The sequence below is a fragment of the Pseudomonas sp. Bc-h genome (assembly GCF_002080045.1).
In the GTDB taxonomy this organism is placed as follows: Bacteria; Pseudomonadota; Gammaproteobacteria; order Pseudomonadales; family Pseudomonadaceae; genus Aquipseudomonas.
The window spans coordinates 94544-110933 of sequence record NZ_MUIN01000003.1; the positions used below are offsets into that span (position 1 = coordinate 94544).

16 protein-coding genes are annotated in these 16390 nt (G+C 60.1%); 10 read left to right on the forward strand and 6 right to left on the reverse strand.

Annotation, left to right across the window (positions count from 1 at the left end; all coding sequences use genetic code 11):
- Positions 1-77 precede the first annotated feature (77 nt).
- Positions 78-1055: an NADPH:quinone reductase gene (locus tag BWR59_RS05200; protein ID WP_081564585.1), complete on the forward strand. Its 978-nt coding sequence runs from the start codon at positions 78-80 to the stop codon at positions 1053-1055.
- 147 nt (positions 1056-1202) lie between these two features.
- Here BWR59_RS05200 and BWR59_RS05205 read toward each other — a convergent pair whose 3' ends face one another.
- The 3 genes from BWR59_RS05205 to BWR59_RS05215 all read right to left on the reverse strand — a co-directional run bounded on the left by BWR59_RS05205 (position 1203) and on the right by BWR59_RS05215 (position 4062).
- Complete coding sequence (locus BWR59_RS05205; protein WP_081564586.1) at positions 1203-1760, reverse strand: L-threonylcarbamoyladenylate synthase; 558 nt, start codon at positions 1758-1760, stop codon at positions 1203-1205.
- Positions 1761-1799: 39 nt separating this feature from the next.
- Positions 1800-2912, reverse strand: a complete 1113-nt coding sequence (gene dprA, locus BWR59_RS05210; protein WP_081564587.1) for a DNA-processing protein DprA — start codon at positions 2910-2912, stop codon at positions 1800-1802.
- 124 nt (positions 2913-3036) lie between these two features.
- Positions 3037-4062: a LysM peptidoglycan-binding domain-containing protein gene (locus BWR59_RS05215; protein ID WP_081564588.1), complete on the reverse strand. Its 1026-nt coding sequence runs from the start codon at positions 4060-4062 to the stop codon at positions 3037-3039.
- 141 nt (positions 4063-4203) lie between these two features.
- Between BWR59_RS05215 and def the strand changes: the two genes are divergently transcribed.
- The 5 genes from def (at position 4204) to BWR59_RS05240 (ending at position 8842) form a co-directional block, all read left to right on the forward strand.
- Positions 4204-4710: a peptide deformylase gene (def, locus tag BWR59_RS05220; protein WP_081564589.1), complete on the forward strand. Its 507-nt coding sequence runs from the start codon at positions 4204-4206 to the stop codon at positions 4708-4710.
- Between the two features lie 66 nt (positions 4711-4776).
- Positions 4777-5736, forward strand: coding sequence for a methionyl-tRNA formyltransferase (gene fmt, locus BWR59_RS05225; protein WP_081564590.1), 960 nt, complete (start codon positions 4777-4779; stop codon positions 5734-5736).
- Positions 5733-7055 (forward strand): 16S rRNA (cytosine(967)-C(5))-methyltransferase RsmB, encoded by a 1323-nt coding sequence (gene rsmB / locus BWR59_RS05230; RefSeq protein WP_081564591.1) that lies wholly within the window; start codon positions 5733-5735, stop codon positions 7053-7055. Before fmt ends, rsmB begins: the two co-directional genes overlap by 4 nt.
- An 86-nt stretch (positions 7056-7141) precedes the next feature.
- Positions 7142-8515, forward strand: a complete 1374-nt coding sequence (gene trkA, locus BWR59_RS05235; protein WP_081564592.1) for a Trk system potassium transporter TrkA — start codon at positions 7142-7144, stop codon at positions 8513-8515.
- A gap of 33 nt (positions 8516-8548) precedes the next feature.
- Positions 8549-8842 (forward strand): tetratricopeptide repeat protein, encoded by a 294-nt coding sequence (locus tag BWR59_RS05240; RefSeq protein ID WP_168184457.1) that lies wholly within the window; start codon positions 8549-8551, stop codon positions 8840-8842.
- A 208-nt stretch (positions 8843-9050) separates the two neighbouring features.
- Here BWR59_RS05240 and BWR59_RS05245 read toward each other — a convergent pair whose 3' ends face one another.
- Together BWR59_RS05245 and BWR59_RS05250 are read right to left on the reverse strand one after the other, a co-directional pair.
- Complete coding sequence (locus tag BWR59_RS05245) at positions 9051-9938, reverse strand: lysophospholipid acyltransferase (RefSeq protein ID WP_081564594.1); 888 nt, start codon at positions 9936-9938, stop codon at positions 9051-9053.
- 38 nt (positions 9939-9976) lie between these two features.
- On the reverse strand, positions 9977-10528 hold the full coding sequence (locus BWR59_RS05250; RefSeq protein ID WP_081564595.1) for a DNA-3-methyladenine glycosylase I: 552 nt from the start codon (positions 10526-10528) through the stop codon (positions 9977-9979).
- An 82-nt stretch (positions 10529-10610) separates the two neighbouring features.
- On the opposite strand from BWR59_RS05250, the gene glyQ reads away from it, so the two are divergent.
- Genes glyQ through BWR59_RS05270 form a run of 4 tightly spaced genes read left to right on the forward strand, consistent with a single transcriptional unit; the run spans position 10611 to position 15003 of the window.
- Positions 10611-11558, forward strand: a complete 948-nt coding sequence (glyQ, locus tag BWR59_RS05255; protein WP_081564596.1) for a glycine--tRNA ligase subunit alpha — start codon at positions 10611-10613, stop codon at positions 11556-11558.
- Positions 11555-13609 carry a glycine--tRNA ligase subunit beta gene (gene glyS, locus BWR59_RS05260; protein ID WP_081564597.1) on the forward strand — a complete coding sequence of 685 codons (2055 nt, stop codon included), beginning with the start codon at positions 11555-11557 and terminating at the stop codon, positions 13607-13609. The genes glyQ and glyS overlap by 4 nt, the downstream gene beginning before the upstream one ends.
- A gap of 15 nt (positions 13610-13624) precedes the next feature.
- The gene (gene gmhB, locus BWR59_RS05265; protein ID WP_081564598.1) at positions 13625-14176 is read left to right on the forward strand and encodes a D-glycero-beta-D-manno-heptose 1,7-bisphosphate 7-phosphatase; all 552 of its coding nucleotides are present in this window, start codon (positions 13625-13627) and stop codon (positions 14174-14176) included.
- A 56-nt stretch (positions 14177-14232) separates the two neighbouring features.
- Positions 14233-15003, forward strand: a complete 771-nt coding sequence (locus BWR59_RS05270; RefSeq protein ID WP_081564599.1) for a lysophospholipid acyltransferase family protein — start codon at positions 14233-14235, stop codon at positions 15001-15003.
- 184 nt (positions 15004-15187) lie between these two features.
- Here the strand turns inward: BWR59_RS05270 and BWR59_RS05275 are convergent, their stop codons facing one another.
- On the reverse strand, positions 15188-16375 hold the full coding sequence (locus BWR59_RS05275) for an MFS transporter (protein ID WP_081564600.1): 1188 nt from the start codon (positions 16373-16375) through the stop codon (positions 15188-15190).
- Positions 16376-16390 lie beyond the last annotated feature (15 nt).

Here is a 16390-nt window from a genome sequence, read left to right on the forward strand (position 1 = left end):
AGTTGACGAAGACCAAACGAAGGAGTCCGATAGAGCCCTTTCGTACATAAAGTTTCGATCCATGACGGAGAAAGCAAATGGCAAAGCGTATCCAGTTCCGCACCCACGGCGGCCCTGAAGTTCTCGAATACGTTGACTTCGAACCGGCCGCTCCGGGTCCGAAAGAAGTACTCGTGCGCAACAAAGCGATTGGCGTCAACTTCATCGAAACCTATTTCCGCACTGGCCTGTACCCGGTTGCCGCGATGCCGTCGGGTCTGGGCAATGAAGGGGCGGGTGTGGTCGAGGCGGTCGGCGCCGAGGTGACCCACGTCAAGGTTGGCGACCGCGTGGGTTACGGCACCGGCCCGCTGGGCAGCTATGCGGATCTGCACCTCACACCCGCTGCGAACGTGGTCAAGCTGCCGGACGAAATCAGCTTCGAACAGGCCGCTGCGATCATGCTCAAGGGCTTGACCGTTCAGTACCTGTTTCGCCAGACGTACGAGATTCGTCCTGAAGAAACCATTCTGTTTCACGCCGCAGCCGGGGGCGTGGGCTCCATCGCCTGCCAGTGGGCGAGCGCCATGGGCGTGAAGCTGATCGGTACCGTCAGCTCGCCGGAAAAAGCCGCCCACGCCAAGGCCAACGGCGCCTGGGAAGTGATCGATTACAGCAAGGAAGATGTGGCCAAGCGCGTACTTGAGCTGACCGATGGCAAGAAAGTTTCGGTGGTTTACGACGGCGTCGGCAAAGACACCTGGGAAACCTCACTGGACTGCCTGGAGCTGCGTGGCCTGTTGGTCAGCTTTGGTAATGCCTCAGGCCCGGTCGCTGGTGTGAATCTGGGGATTCTGGCGCAGAAAGGCTCGCTTTACGTGACCCGTCCGACTCTGGGCTCATACGCCAACAGCCCGGAAGCACTGCAGGCTATGGCTGATGAGGTGTTCGACATGGTGATCAGCGGCAAGGTCAAAGTGGATGAGTTGAAAAAATTCGACCTGAAGGATGCTGCGAAGGCGCACACCGAACTGTCCGCTCGGCGTACGACCGGCTCGATCATTCTGGTGCCTTGATCGCCCCTTGTTGATCCGCAGCTAACCCTATGGGAGGGAGGAGCTTGCTCGCGAAGAAGCCGGTACATTCGACACACCTATCGTGTCTGAACCTGTGCATTCGCGAGCATGCTCCCTCCCACAGGGGTTGGCAGTGAATTCTGATCGTTATCCCGCCCGCACAACCTCAGCGGTAACCAGATCCCGAATCACGCTCGGATTGCGCCTGCCGCCCAGCGAGCCACCGAGCACCATGTCCAGCTGATCATGGAAATACTGCTCGACCCGCAGACGCGAACGCGCAGCAGGGCGGCCAGTGGGGTTGGCCGACGTCGACACCAGCGGGCCGGTGAGGGCGCAGAGTTCACGCACTTGCGGATGATCGCTGACACGCAGCGCAACCGTATCGCGGCCCCCGGTGATCCAGTCAGGCAGCAGGCCCTGATGCGGCACCAGCCAGGTGTTCGGCCCTGGCCAGGTACTGGCCATGCGATCAATCCACAGCTCCGGGAAATCCTCGAACAGAAAATCGAACTGACGAATGTTGTCGGCAATCAGGATCAGGCCTTTTTCCACAGGCCGTGCCTTGATCGCCAGCAAGCGGTACACCGCTTCGACATCCCAAGGGTCGCACCCCAGGCCCCACACCGCTTCGGTTGGATAGGCAATCACAGCCCCGGCCCGGATCTCTCGTGCGGCTTGTTGCACACGCCAACTGCTGACCATCGTTCGCTCTCCGAATTAACGCTGGTGGGCAGTTTAACCTCAGGGCGCCCGGGCAAACCATCGTCCCGCCTCACAAGCCACGCTACTGTCGAGCTCAAGCTCGGTCAGCGCCGCCAGCACCTTGGGCAAGGGCCAGCCGCTGCTTAGCGCCAAGGCTTCACTGGTCTGCGGCGCGGCATGCAGCAAAGCGAGCAACGGGTGATCGGATCGGGGAGCGCTTTGCAGCGTATCGTTGCTCGGCGGCAGATTCTTCCAGCCTTGCAGCCCCTCCAGAATGTGATCGATGGTCTCCACCAATATGGCGCCTTCACGAATCAACTGGTGACAACCGCGTGCACCAGGGTGATGAATCGATCCGGGAATGGCATAAACCTCGCGGCCCTGTTCTGCAGCCAGACGCGCGGTGATAAGCGACCCGCTCGCAACGCTGGCCTCTACCACCAGCACGCCCAACGACAGGCCGCTGATGATGCGGTTGCGTCTCGGGAAATTGCTGGCGTGGGGAGCGGCATCCAGCGGTAACTCGGAAACCACCGCGCCACCCTGAGCCATCATCGTCGCTGCAAGTTGGCGGTGCCGCTGTGGATAAAGTTTTTCGATCCCCGTGCCGAGGACGCCAATCGTGGCGCCTTTTGCATCGAGAGCGCCCTGATGAGCGGCGCCATCGATCCCCAACGCCAGACCACTGGTGACGACAAAACCGGCCCCCGCCAGACTGCGAGCGAAGGACTTCGCAGTGTCCAGTCCTGGCTTGGAGGCACGTCGACTGCCAACCATTCCGAGTTGCGGACGATCAAGTAATGAGTGATCGCCAGCGATGAAAAGCAGCGGCGGCGGGTCAGGAATTTCCGCCAGCAATGCAGGGTAATCCGGGTTGTCCCACATCAACAAATGCTGGCCCGGACGCTCTAGCCAGCGCAATGCAGCACTGGCGCCATCACGCACCTCGGGGTCGCGACGCGCATCGGCACTGGCGGCAGGGAGACGCAGTGAACGCCACGCCGAGGCGGGCGCACTGAGCGCGGCGGACGCACTGCCAAAGGCATCGATGAGGGTCTGGAAACGCCTGGGACCAATCTCGGGCAATCGATGAAGACGCAGACGCGCCTCCAGCTCGGCAGGCGACTGCCCGGCTTTCTCGAACAACGGCATAAGATCTTCCTTGATCCCGAGCCCACTTCAGGAAGTGAGCAAAGCTGTGGATAAGTCTGTTAACAACAATTTGATAAGTGAAGCATGCCGGTGGAAAAAAGTGTGTTGGAGCTGATACATAGCATTACGGATTGCGAACCTTGTCATTAACCGCCAAAGATCTGGATGCATGCAGCACCATCGCGAAACTCAGGCGATTGTAGGTGCGGAAGACCATCAACAGGCCCGAGCGCTCATCCGGAATCTTCACCTGCTCGCCGGTAATACGGTCGCGCACTGTTTCACCCGCCTTGTAGATCGCCAGCACATTGCCTTCGGCCAGGCCATCGAGCCGTCCGCGATCCAGGGTCACCACGTCGAACTCACCGATCTGGGTCACGCCACGGGGCACATCGATGATCATGCCGTTGATCGGCTGCGAAGGTTCGCTGGGCACGAAAGTGGAATTGATCGCCCGCTCTTCGCTGACGAAAAGCCGGTCGCCCAGACGCACTTCCTGGGTCGAACGCTGCATCACCAGGGTGGCAATGTCGCCCTCGCTGGCCACGACCTCACCGCTGCCGATGTCATCGGCGTTGATGCCCAGCGGTACATTGGTATCCGGATCGAAGTAAGTCTTGCCCTTGCGGAAGATCCCATAGGACACATGGCCAGGATCGAATGTCCCGCGGGCGTAAATACGATCCCCGGCACCGCTGAGCACGCGCTCGCCGCTGCCGGCGACGATGTACGGTGCATCCTCGAACTGCTCGGGCGTGTCCATGATCCGGTTATTGAGCAGAAACGCATTGATCGCTCCCAACGGAATGGTCGGGATGGCGTCGGCGATGGGCGTGGTGCGCACACGCGGTGACAATTTGATGGTGCCGCGGGACTCGCCACGATTGACCACGATCCTCGGCTGACCGTCCACATAAATGAGGTTCAGGGTGTCGCCGGGGTAGATCAGATCCGGGTCATGGACCTGCGGATTGGCGTGCCAGAGCTGTGGCCACTTCCATGGCTGGCTGAGGAACTTGCCGGAAATGCCCCAAAGTGTGTCACCGGCGACAACGGTGTAACTCTGTGGATGGCCTTCCCTAAGCTGTACTTGCGCCTGAACAAGGCCTGTCGCGGCCAACAGCAGCAGGGCGAGTAGTGATTTCCTCATGCGGTGAATCCCTTTATCATGTTGGCTTCGCGTGAAACGTTGAGTCCTGCGAGACTTCGGTTTTACAAGGGCTGCCCGCTTTGACGTCCCAAGCCTAGCAGCCGATTTTGACTTTACCCTACAAGTGCAGCTCTTACGTATATGGCCATTTTAAACATTCTCGAATTTCCCGATTCGCGCCTGCGCACCATCGCCAAGCCGGTGGCCGCTGTGGACGAGGGCGTTCGCCAGTTGGTCGACGACATGTTTGAAACCATGTACGAAGCGCCTGGCATCGGTCTCGCCGCGACGCAGGTTAACGTACACAAGCGCGTCGTTGTAATGGATCTCTCGGAAGATCGCAGCGAGCCACGGGTTTTCATCAACCCGGAACTCGAGCCGCTGACCGACGAGATGGATCAGTATCAGGAAGGTTGCCTGTCGGTTCCCGGTTTCTACGAGAACGTCGACCGTCCGCAGCGCGTCAAGGTCAAGGCACTGGACCGCGAAGGCCAGCCCTACGAGCTGATCGCCGAAGGCCTGCTCGCGGTGTGCATCCAGCACGAGTGCGATCACCTGAACGGCAAGCTGTTCGTCGACTACCTGTCTAATCTCAAGCGTGACCGGATCAAGAAAAAGCTCGAAAAACTGCACAAGCAGAACGCTTGATCCCTTCACCCCGAAAGGCCTCTTGGAGGCCTTTTCTTTTTTTACAGATTTCAGAACGAGAAGCCCATGACTGAGCCACTGCGCATCGTCTTCGCCGGCACCCCGGAATTCGCCGCCGAACACCTCAAAGCCCTGCTCGACAGCCCTTATGAAGTGATCGCGGTCTACACCCAGCCCGATCGCCCGGCGGGACGCGGTCAGAAGCTGATGCCAAGCTCGGTCAAGCAACTCGCTGTGCAACACAACATTGCGGTACTGCAACCGCCGACGCTGCGCGCGCCGGACGCCCAGGCCGAACTCGCTGCGCTCAAGCCCGACCTTATGGTCGTCGTCGCCTACGGATTGATTCTGCCGCAGGCGGTGCTGGATATTCCGCGCCTGGGCTGCATCAACAGTCATGCCTCGCTGCTGCCACGCTGGCGCGGTGCGGCTCCGATCCAGCGCGCGGTCCAGGCGGGCGATGCCGGAAGCGGTGTGACAGTGATGCGCATGGAGGCGGGTCTGGACACCGGCCCGATGCTGCTCAAGGCCATTACCCCGATCACTGGCGAGGACACCGGCGGCACGCTGCACGACCGATTGGCCGAATTGGGCCCGGTGGCTGTGTTGCAAGCCATTGCCGGCCTGGCTGACGGCTCGCTGGTCGGCGAAGTGCAGGACGACAGCCTCGCCACCTACGCTCACAAGTTGAACAAAGATGAGGCGCGCATCGACTGGAGCCGTCCGGCCGACGAGCTGGAACGTCTGGTCCGTGCTTTCAATCCATGGCCGATCTGCCACAGCACCCTCAACGGCGAAGCGCTCAAAGTGCTGGCCGCTCAGATTGCAGAAGGCAACGGCGAGCCAGGCACGATCCTCGGCGCCAGCAAAGACGGCCTGACGGTCGCTTGCGGCCAAGGCGCTCTTCGTCTGACTCGCCTGCAACTGCCGGGCGGCAAACCGCTGAACTTCACTGACCTGTTCAACAGCCGCCGCGAGAAGTTCGCGCTCGGTACCGTGCTCGGCCAAGCGGCGGATAGCCAATGAACCCGCGTCTGGCTGCCGCCAAAGCCTTGGCTGCCGTACTCAGTGGCAAGGCATCGCTCAACAGTTCGCTGCCAACTCAACTGGACAAAGTCGACGACCGTGATCGCGGCCTGACTCAGGATCTGGCTTTCGGCACCGCGCGCTGGGAGCCTCGGCTATCGGCGCTGGCGGCCAAGCTGCTGCAAAAGCCTTTCAAGGCAGCCGACAACGACGTTCAAGCGTTGCTGTTGGTCGGCCTGTATCAGCTGTTCTATTCACGGATGCCAGCGCATGCCGCCATTGGCGAAACAGTGGGCTGCGCCGACAAGTTGAAAAAACCCTGGGCCAAGGCGTTGCTGAACGCCGTTCTGCGTCGCGCGCAACGGGAAGGCGAGGCGCTGCTGACCGAGCTGGAACACGATCCGGTGGTGCGCACTGCTCATCCGCGCTGGCTGCAAAAAGCGCTGAAGGCTGCATGGCCCGAGCATTGGGAGGCGATCTGCGCGGCAAACAACGCGCATCCGCCGATGATCTTGCGGGTCAATCGTCGCCACAAAACCCGTGATCAATACCTCGGACTGCTGCACGAAGCAGGCATCGATTCGACGGCCAGTGCCTTCAGCCAGGACGGTATCGTGCTGACCGAACCGGGCGACGTTCGCTCGCTGCCGGGTTTCGCCGAAGGCTGGATCAGCGTGCAGGACGAAGCGGCGCAACTGGCCGCAGAACTGCTGGAGCTGGCGCCGGGTCAGCGTGTGCTCGATGCCTGTTGTGCGCCGGGCGGCAAGACCTGCCACCTGCTGGAAGTACAACCGGGCCTCGCAGGCGTGGTCGCTGTGGATCTGGAAGCCAAGCGCATGGTCCGCGTGAAGGAAAACCTCGACCGTCTGGGCCTGAGCGCAGAACTCATCGCCGCCGACGCTCGCGCCACTGATCAATGGTGGGATGGCAAGCCGTTCGAGCGCATTCTGCTGGATGCGCCCTGCTCGGCGACCGGCGTCATCCGCCGCCACCCGGACATCAAACTGACACGTCAGGCCGATGACATCCCAGCACTCGCGACCCTTCAGGGCGAGCTGCTCGATGCGCTGTGGCCGACGCTGCAAGTGGGCGGCATTCTGCTGTACGCCACCTGCTCGACGCTGCCGACCGAGAACACCGAAGTGATCGAAGCCTTCCTCAGTCGTACGCCAGGCGCTCGGGAATTGGACATCGCCGGTCAGCAGGGCAACCCGCCGCCAGGCCTGAAACAGCCCCATGGCCGACAGTTGCTGGCGCAAGAAGGCAGTCATGACGGCTTTTATTACGCCAAACTGATCAAGATCTCGGCGATCACCTGATCTTTCCGGCTGAACCTCCACCTGTAGCAGCCCGGCTACAGAGGCGTTTTCCGCCGGAGGACACAATCACTTCAAGGAGAGACTGATTGAAGATCATCATTCTCGGTGCAGGACAGGTCGGCGGTACGCTGGCTGAGCATCTGGCCAGCGAGGCCAACGACATCACCGTGGTCGACACCGATGCGGATCGTCTTCGGGCGCTGGGCGATCGTCTGGATATCCGCACCGTTCAAGGTCGTGGCTCGTTCCCGACCGTGCTGCGTCAGGCAGGAGCGGACGATGCCGACATGCTGGTCGCCGTGACCAGCAGCGACGAAACCAACATGGTTGCCTGCCAGGTCGCCTATACCCTGTTCCACACTCCGACCAAAATTGCCCGCGTGCGTGAATCGGCATACCTGACCCGCGCAGGCCTGTTCGAAAACGAAGCCATTCCGGTAGACGTGTTGATCAGCCCCGAGCAGGTGGTGACCAACTACATCAAGCGCCTGATCGAATACCCAAGCGCGCTGCAGGTCATCGACTTCGCCGAAGGCAAGGTGCAACTGGTGGCAGTCAAGGCCTACTACGGTGGGCCGTTGGTGGGTCAGCAACTGCGCCAGTTGCGCGCTCACATGCCGAATGTCGACACCCGCGTTGCAGCCATTTTCCGTCGTGACCGTCCGATCATTCCTCAGGGCGACACCGTTATCGAAGCCGATGACGAAGTCTTCTTCATCGCCGCCAAGGCGGACATTCGCGCAGTGATGGGCGAAATGCGCCGTCTCGACGAAAGCTACAAGCGCATCGTTATCGCAGGCGGCGGGCAGATCGGCGAGCGTCTGGCCGAGGCTATCGAAAACCGCTACCAGGTGAAGATCATCGAGATGAACCCGGCGCGTTGCCGCTACCTCTCCGACACCCTCGACAACACGGTGATCCTGCAAGGCAGCTCTTCGGACCGCGACCTGTTGATGGAAGAGAACATCGATAACGCCGACCTGTTCCTGGCCCTCACCAACGATGACGAAGCCAACATCATGTCGTCGCTGCTGGCCAAACGGCTTGGTGCGAAGAAGGTCATGACCATCATCAACAACCCGGCGTACGTCGACCTGGTGCAGGGCGGGGAAATCGACATTGCCGTCAGCCCACAGCTGGCGACCATCGGCACTTTGCTGGCCCATGTAAGGCGCGGCGATATCGTCAGCGTGCACTCATTGCGCCGTGGTGCGGCCGAAGCCATCGAGATCGTCGCCCACGGCGACGCCAAATCGAGCAAGGTGATCGGCAAGGCCATCATGCACATCAACCTGCCGCCGGGCACTACCATCGGCGCCATCACCCGCGACGAACAGGTGCTCATCGCTCACGACAGCACCGTGATCGAATCAGGCGACCACGTTGTGATGTTCCTTGTGGATAAAAAGCACATCCGCGACGTAGAGCGGTTGTTCCAGGTGGGCTTGAGCTTTTTCTAAGGGGGAGTCAGCGTGCTTGAATCACTGGAAAAGATGCTCGCCAAGGGCATGGACAATGCGTTGCTGAGGTTCGGCCTGGGCAAGGGTTATCTCGATGCAGGCGATCATCAGAAAGCCGTTGAGCACTTGCAGCGCTGCGTCGAGTTCGACCCGAAATACTCGGCGGCCTGGAAACTCCTTGGCAAGGCCTGGCTAGCGGCAGGGGATACCGCGCAAGCTCGGGCGACATGGGAGCAGGGGCTTGTGGCTGCTGCTGCCCACGGCGATAAACAGGCCGAGAAGGAAATGACGGTGTTTTTGAAAAAGCTGGATCGCAAGGCCCAGTAATACGAACTCGAACTGATCGATCTGAAAAACACCGGGATTTTCTGTAGGAGACGCCGGAGGTCACGACGGCAGCGATCGCGGTGCGTCAGACATTTCACCTTTGATGATGCCTCTCTATCGCTGCCGTCGCGGCCTCCGGCGTCTCCCACAAGAACAGGGTGAACCGCAGCTAGATCTGGCGGCTCACGTTTTCATGGATCAGCGCTCATCAATACCAGCGCTTCTCACCCTCAGGCCGCTTCTTGAAGCGCTTCATGGTCCACATGTACTGGCTTGGATACGCGCGTACATACTTTTCCACCACCTTGCTCATGGCTGCCGCTGAGGTCTCGGTATCGGTGCTGTACATGTCTTCAGGGGCAGCTTCGAGCACCACTTTGTAGCCCGAGCCATCTTCCAGACGCATGGCGTGCAAGAACACGCCGACTGCCTTGCCGCCCGCGAGCATGTTCGGCACGAACTTGCTGGTCAGCGCCACGGTGCCGCAGAACGGAACGAAGATACCCGCCGATTCCGCCGGCTCAGGGTCAGCCGGAATACCCACCGAGCCGCCTTTGCGGACTTCCTTGATGACACTCAGGATACCTTCCTTGGTCGACGCAGCCACGCGGTTGCCCAGTTGCACACGCTGTTTGCGCAGCAATTCATCCACCGCCTTGAGCTTGGGCGGACGGTAGAAAATGATCGGTTTGCACTGGCTGCAATAGAAGTGGTTGAGCACTTCCCAATTGCCAAGATGGCTGGTGATACCGACTACGCCCTTGCCGGACGCCAGCGCATCTTTCAATACCTGCAGGCCCTCGACTTCACGCACCAGATTGATCGATTTTTGAGCAGGCCAGATCCAGGCACAGGCGCTTTCGGTCAATGTTTTGCCGATGTCCATCAGGCTGCGCCCCACCAGAGCCTCAAGCTCGGTCGGGTTCAACTCGGGAAAGCATTTGGAAAGGTTGATGCGCGCGACTTCGCGAGAACGGTTGGGCAGCTTCCACATCAGCCAGCCAATACAGGTGCCGACCCCTTGCACGGCGCGCCACGGCAACAGGGCGAACAACCGTAACGCCCCGACCATCATGGCGCCTTTGAACTTATCCACAGATCACTCCTGAATCGATGAGGCCGCCATTGTAACCATCACCGGCTGAGCTCGGCGTATCGATCGCAATCAACGGTGTGGTCCATGACCATCCCGGTCGCCTGCATGTAGGCGTAGCAGATGGTCGGGCCGACGAAGGTGAAGCCGGCTTCCTTCAAGGCCTTGCTCATGGCTTCAGCCTCCGGCGTGATGGCCGGGACTTCGCTGCGGTCCTTGAAATGATTGACCTTCGGTTTGCCGCCGACAAAGGACCAGACAAACGCCACCGGATCGTCCAGTAGCAGCCAGGCTTGAGCGTTCTTGCGCGCTGCGTTGAGTTTGAGGCGGTTGCGAACGATGCCAGGCTCGAGCATCAATTCCTCTATTTCGGCATCGGTCATGGCGGCGATACGGCGCACGTCGAAGTTGAACATCACTTCGCGATAGCGAGCGCGCTTCTTCAAAATCGTGATCCACGACAGCCCGGCCTGGAACCCTTCGAGCAATAGAAACTCGAACAGCATCTGCGCGTCGCGCAACGGCACACCCCACTCTTGATCGTGGTAGTCCATATAAAGCGGATCTTCGTTGCACCAAAAGCAGCGTGGCATAGGGCTCCCAAGGGTGGAGGCGCTGCCGAATCGGGTATACTCCCGCTCTTTAAATCGCAGCCCCCCAGTACAGGTGAATTTCGTGAGCCAGCCTACGCCAGCCGTGCGTACCTTCCAAGACTTGATCCTCGCCCTCCAGCAATACTGGGCCGAGCAAGGTTGTGTGGTACTTCAGCCCTACGATATGGAAGTGGGCGCCGGCACTTTCCACACCGCCACGTTTCTGCGCGCCGTCGGCCCGGAAACCTGGAACGCCGCCTACGTACAGCCGAGCCGTCGTCCTACCGATGGCCGTTATGGCGAGAACCCTAACCGCCTGCAGCACTACTATCAGTTCCAGGTGGTCCTCAAGCCGAACCCGGACAACTTTCAGGAACTGTATCTGGGCTCGCTGAAGCATGTCGGTCTCGACCCGCTGGTGCATGACGTGCGCTTCGTCGAAGACAACTGGGAATCTCCTACTCTGGGCGCCTGGGGCCTGGGCTGGGAAATCTGGCTCAACGGCATGGAAGTCTCGCAATTCACCTACTTCCAGCAAGTGGGCGGCATCGAGTGCTACCCGGTGACTGGCGAGATCACCTACGGTCTCGAGCGTCTGGCGATGTACCTGCAAGGCGTCGAATCGGTTTACGACCTGGTCTGGACCGACGGCCCGTTCGGCAAAGTCACCTACGGCGACGTGTTCCACCAGAACGAAGTGGAGCAATCGACCTATAACTTCGAACACGCCAACGTCGAAAAACTGTTCGAGCTGTTCGACTTCTATGAAAGCGAAGCCGTACGCCTGATCGCAGCTGAACTGCCGCTGCCGAGCTATGAAATGGTGCTCAAGGCCTCGCACACCTTCAACCTGCTGGATGCCCGTCGCGCCATTTCCGTGACCGCGCGTCAGCAATACATCCTGCGCGTACGCACCCTGGCTCGCTCCGTGGCCCAGGCGTACCTGATGGCCCGGGCCAAACTTGGTTTCCCGATGGCCGCACCTGATATTCGCGACGAAGTGTTGGCTAAGCTGGAGGCTGCACAATGAGTGCTCAAGATTTCCTGGTTGAACTGGGCACCGAAGAACTGCCACCCAAAGCCCTGAACACCTTGGGTGACGCGTTCCTGGCCGGGATCGAAAAAGGCCTGCAGGCCGCTGGCCTGACGTACAGCGCCAAGCAGGTCTATGCCGCGCCGCGTCGTCTGGCTGTGCTGATCACCGAACTTGCGACCCAGCAACCGGACCGCAGCGTGAATCTGGACGGCCCGCCACGTCAGGCGGCTTTCGACGCTGAAGGCAACCCGACCCAGGCTGCACTGGGCTTCGCCAAGAAATGCGGCGTCGATCTGAGCGAAATCGATCAGAGCGGCCCGAAACTGCGTTACAGCCAGAGCATCGCCGGCAAACCGACCGCGAGCCTGCTGCCGACCATCATCGAAGACTCGCTCAACGACCTGCCGATCCCCAAGCGCATGCGCTGGGGTGCACGCAAGGAAGAATTCGTGCGTCCGACCCAATGGCTGGTAATGCTGTTTGGCGATCAAGTGATCGACTGCACCATCCTCGCTCAAACCTCGGGCCGTGAGTCGCGTGGCCACCGCTTCCATCATCCTGAAAACGTGCGCATCACCTCGCCAGCCAACTACGCCAGCGACCTGCGCGCTGCCCACGTACTGGCGGATTTCAACGAGCGCCGTCAGCTGATCAGCAAACGCGTCGACGAGCTGGCTACCCAGCACGAAGGCACCGCGATCGTACCGCCTGCGCTGCTCGACGAAGTGACCGCGCTGGTCGAATGGCCCGTGCCGCTGGTGTGCTCGTTCGAAGAGCGTTTCCTGGAAGTGCCTCAGGAAGCCCTGATCACCACCATGCAGGACAACCAGAAGTATTTCTGCCTGCTGGATGCCAATGGCAAGTTGCTGCCCCGTTTCATCACGGTCGCCAACGTCGAGAGCAAGGACCCGTCGCAAATCGTGCACGGTAACGAGAAAGTCGTTCGTCCGCGCCTGACCGACGCCGAGTTCTTCTTCAAGCAGGACAAGAAGCAGAAGCTGGAAACCTTCAACCAGCGCCTGCAGAACGTCGTGTTCCAGGCTCAGTTGGGTACCGTGTTCGACAAGGCCGAACGTGTCTCCAGGCTGGCAGCGTTCATTGCGCCGCGCATTGGCGGCGATGCTCAGCGCGCTGCCCGTGCCGGCCTGCTGTCCAAGTGCGACCTGGCGACCGAAATGGTCGGCGAATTCCCGGAAATGCAGGGCGTGGCGGGCTACTACTACGCGCTGGCCGATGGCGAGCCGGAAGACGTCGCACTGGCGCTGAACGAGCAATACATGCCTCGCGGCGCTGGCGCTGAACTGCCAGGCACCCTGACCGGTTCGGCCGTGGCCATCGCCGACAAGCTCGACACGCTGGTCGGCATTTTCGGCATCGGCATGCTGCCAACCGGTAGCAAGGACCCGTACGCACTGCGTCGTGCTGCGCTGGGTATCCTGCGCATCCTGATCGAGAAGAAGCTGGATCTTGACCTGATCAAGACCGTGCAATTCGCCGTCACCCAGTTCGGTGCCAAGGTGAAGTCGGCGGGTCTGGCCGAGCAGGTGCTGGAATTCATCTTCGACCGTCTGCGTGCGCGTTACGAAGACGAAGGCGTCGACGTTTCGGTGTACCTGTCCGTACGTGCCCTGCAGCCGGGTTCGGCACTGGACTTCGACCAGCGTGTGCAAGCCGTACAGGCGTTCCGCAAGCTGCCTGAAGCCGCTGCACTCGCCGCCGTGAACAAGCGTGTATCGAACCTGCTGAGCAAGGCCGAGGGCAGCATTGCCCAGACCGTCGAGCCGAAATACTTCGACAACGCCAACGAGTTCTCGCTGTACTCGGCGATCCAGCAGGCCGACCAGGCGGTCGCGCCAATGTCGGCCAATCGTCAATACAACGAAGCACTGGCACGTCTGGCCGCACTTCGCGAGCCGGTGGATGCCTTCTTCGAAGCCGTGATGGTCAATGCCGAAGATGCAAGCGTGCGGGCCAACCGCTATGCGTTGCTGGCGCGTCTGCGCAACCTGTTCCTCGGCGTCGCCGACATTTCCCTGTTGGGTTGAGCTGGAGCGCATGATTTGAAGCTGCTGATTCTCGATCGGGACGGAGTGATCAACCAAGACTCCGACGCTTACATCAAGTCGGTGCAGGAATGGATTCCGATTCCCGGCTCGATCGAGGCAATCGCGCAGCTCAGCAAAGCCGGCTGGGCGGTGGCGGTCGCTACCAACCAGTCCGGCATCGCTCGCGGGTATTACGATCTGGCCACCCTCGACGCCATGCACGCGCGCTTGCGTGAACTGGTGGCGGAGCAGGGCGGCGAGGTCGGTCTGATTGTTTACTGCCCTCATGGCCCGGATCAGGGATGCGATTGCCGCAAACCCAAACCGGGCATGTTGCGCACCATTGCCACCCATTACTCTGTGGATTTACACGGAATCTGGTTTGTCGGTGACAGCAAGGGTGACCTGGAGGCGGCGGTGGCCGTCGACTCTCAACCTGTTCTGGTCATGACGGGCAAAGGTCACAAGACGCGGAGTAGTCCATTGCCCGCGGGAACGTTGATTTTTGACGATCTGGCGGCGGTTGCCGCAGAACTTATTCACAACAGCGCCTCGTTGAACGGCTGACCGGTCGTTCAACGGTACGCTCAATCCGGGCAATGCCCGTAACGGTAAAAGCAGCTATGTCGATAGTGCAGGCCATCAGGATCTTCTTCTTTTACCTGCTGCTGGGCACCAGCGCTCTGCTGTGGTGCTCGCTGAGTTTTTTCGTCGCGCCTTTTCTGCCATTCCGCGTTCGTTATCGCTTCATCAATGTCTATTGGTGTCGCTGCGCGCTCTGGCTGACCCGAGTGCTGCTCAACATCAAGGTCAATGTCACCGGCCAGGAAAACGTCCCGAAGACGCCTTGCGTGATTGTTTCCAATCACCAGAGCACCTGGGAGACGTTTTTCCTGTCGGCGCATTTCCAGCCTTTGAGCCAGGTGCTCAAGCGCGAATTGCTGTACGTGCCGTTCTTTGGCTGGGCGATGGCGATGCTGCGCCCGATCGCCATTGACCGGAACAACCCGAAAGCCGCGCTCAAGGTCGTCGCCAAGAAGGGCGACGAGCTCCTGAAGGATGGCGTCTGGGTGATGATCTTCCCTGAGGGTACGCGCGTGCCGTACGGCCAGATCGGAAAGTTCTCGCGCAGTGGTTCAGCCATGGCGGTGAATGCCGAGTTACCGGTGCTACCCATCGCTCACAACGCGGGAAAATACTGGCCGAAAGAAGGCTGGAACAAGAAGCAGGGGACCATCGAAGTGGTGATCGGTGAGCCGATGTATGCAGAAGGCACCGGGCCTCGCGCCATTGCAGCCCTGAATGAGCGGGTCAGCGCCTGGAACGAGGCGACTCAGAAGGCGCTGGGCTCTCCCGCCATACCTGTACCAACACCTGAAAAATCACCGGTGTGAATTGTGGATAACCTGTGCACCAATTGTGTGAGATTTCTGATAATCAGCGATAAGTCATTCATTTAATTACTTATTTCTGACCGCGATTACCGAACCAAAAACGTGCATAAGTTTTTTCTGACAGACAAATTTCCCGCCTGAAAACGTCGGTCTTGAGCCTTCAAAGGGTCAGGACCGATGCCCGTTACACCACTCGTCTGGGTTCTGATATCCACAGATTGCACAGCGCCGCCATGCCGATCAGCACCAACCCTCCACAGGCTGCAGCCACGAAGCCCATTGCAGGGGAAAAACTGTCGATCGCGAACCCCACCAGCGGCGCGGACAACGTCTGACCTATTCGATACGCAGAGTCATGCAGGCCCATCACTTCGCCGCGCACGCTGGACGGCGCCAGCTTGGCAACGGCTTCCGAGCCCGCCGCCAGTGTTGGCGTACATAGCAAGTTGGTCGGGAGCAACGCCAGCAACAGCCACCACCACACCCCGTCGAACAAGGCGACCGGCAACAATAGCAGGCTCATCGCTAATGCCAACTGCGCCTGTGACCAGGACCTGTGGACGATCCCGTGGACAAAACCGCCGACAATGGAGGCCACGGACATCGAGGCAATGACGTAACCGGTGAAGGCGATTTCACCGTTTTCCCTCAGCACTGCGATCAGGGCCAGTTCAGTCCCATAGAGCACGAATAACGCACCGGCACTGACGAACATCACACTCAGCAGACGCGCACTCATCCACGTCCGCAATTTGGGTCGCACGCGATTGGGGTCTTGAGCGACTTCATCGATAGAGCGCGTCGGCCAATTCAGCTTGTAGAGCACGATATAAGAAAGCGCACGCCACAGGCCAATACCGACAATGGTCGCTGTTGCCGAATAGCGGGTGATCAGGAAGATGCCGGTCGCGGGACCGATGACGAAGCCCAGCTCCATCAGCATCATGTTCAGCGAATAAGCAGGGCGGCGTTTGTCTTCGGGTACCAGGCTCGCCACGAACTGCCGCGCCAGAGACCCCGTAGGCACGGTGAACATCCCGGCGACGAATGCCAGGCAGACGTAAACCGGATAGCTCACCAACGGCAGCAGCATCCAGGCCACTGTGGATAAAGTGCCGCACACTGCCACCACCGGGCGTAGGCCATGGCGGTCGATCTTGCGCCCCAGCAGTGGAGAACCTACCGCGAACCCCAGTGCGGTCGCGGTACCGACTACGCCGGCATCGAGGTACCCACGATGCATTTCATTGAGTACATGAAGGCTCAACGTGAGGGTCATGATCGTCAGCGGCAGGCCTGCGACGAACATGAACAGCGTGGCCGGCAGCACCCGAGGGATGGCCAGCACTCTCTGGTATTTGCGAAACGACATTCGGGTAAAGCTCCT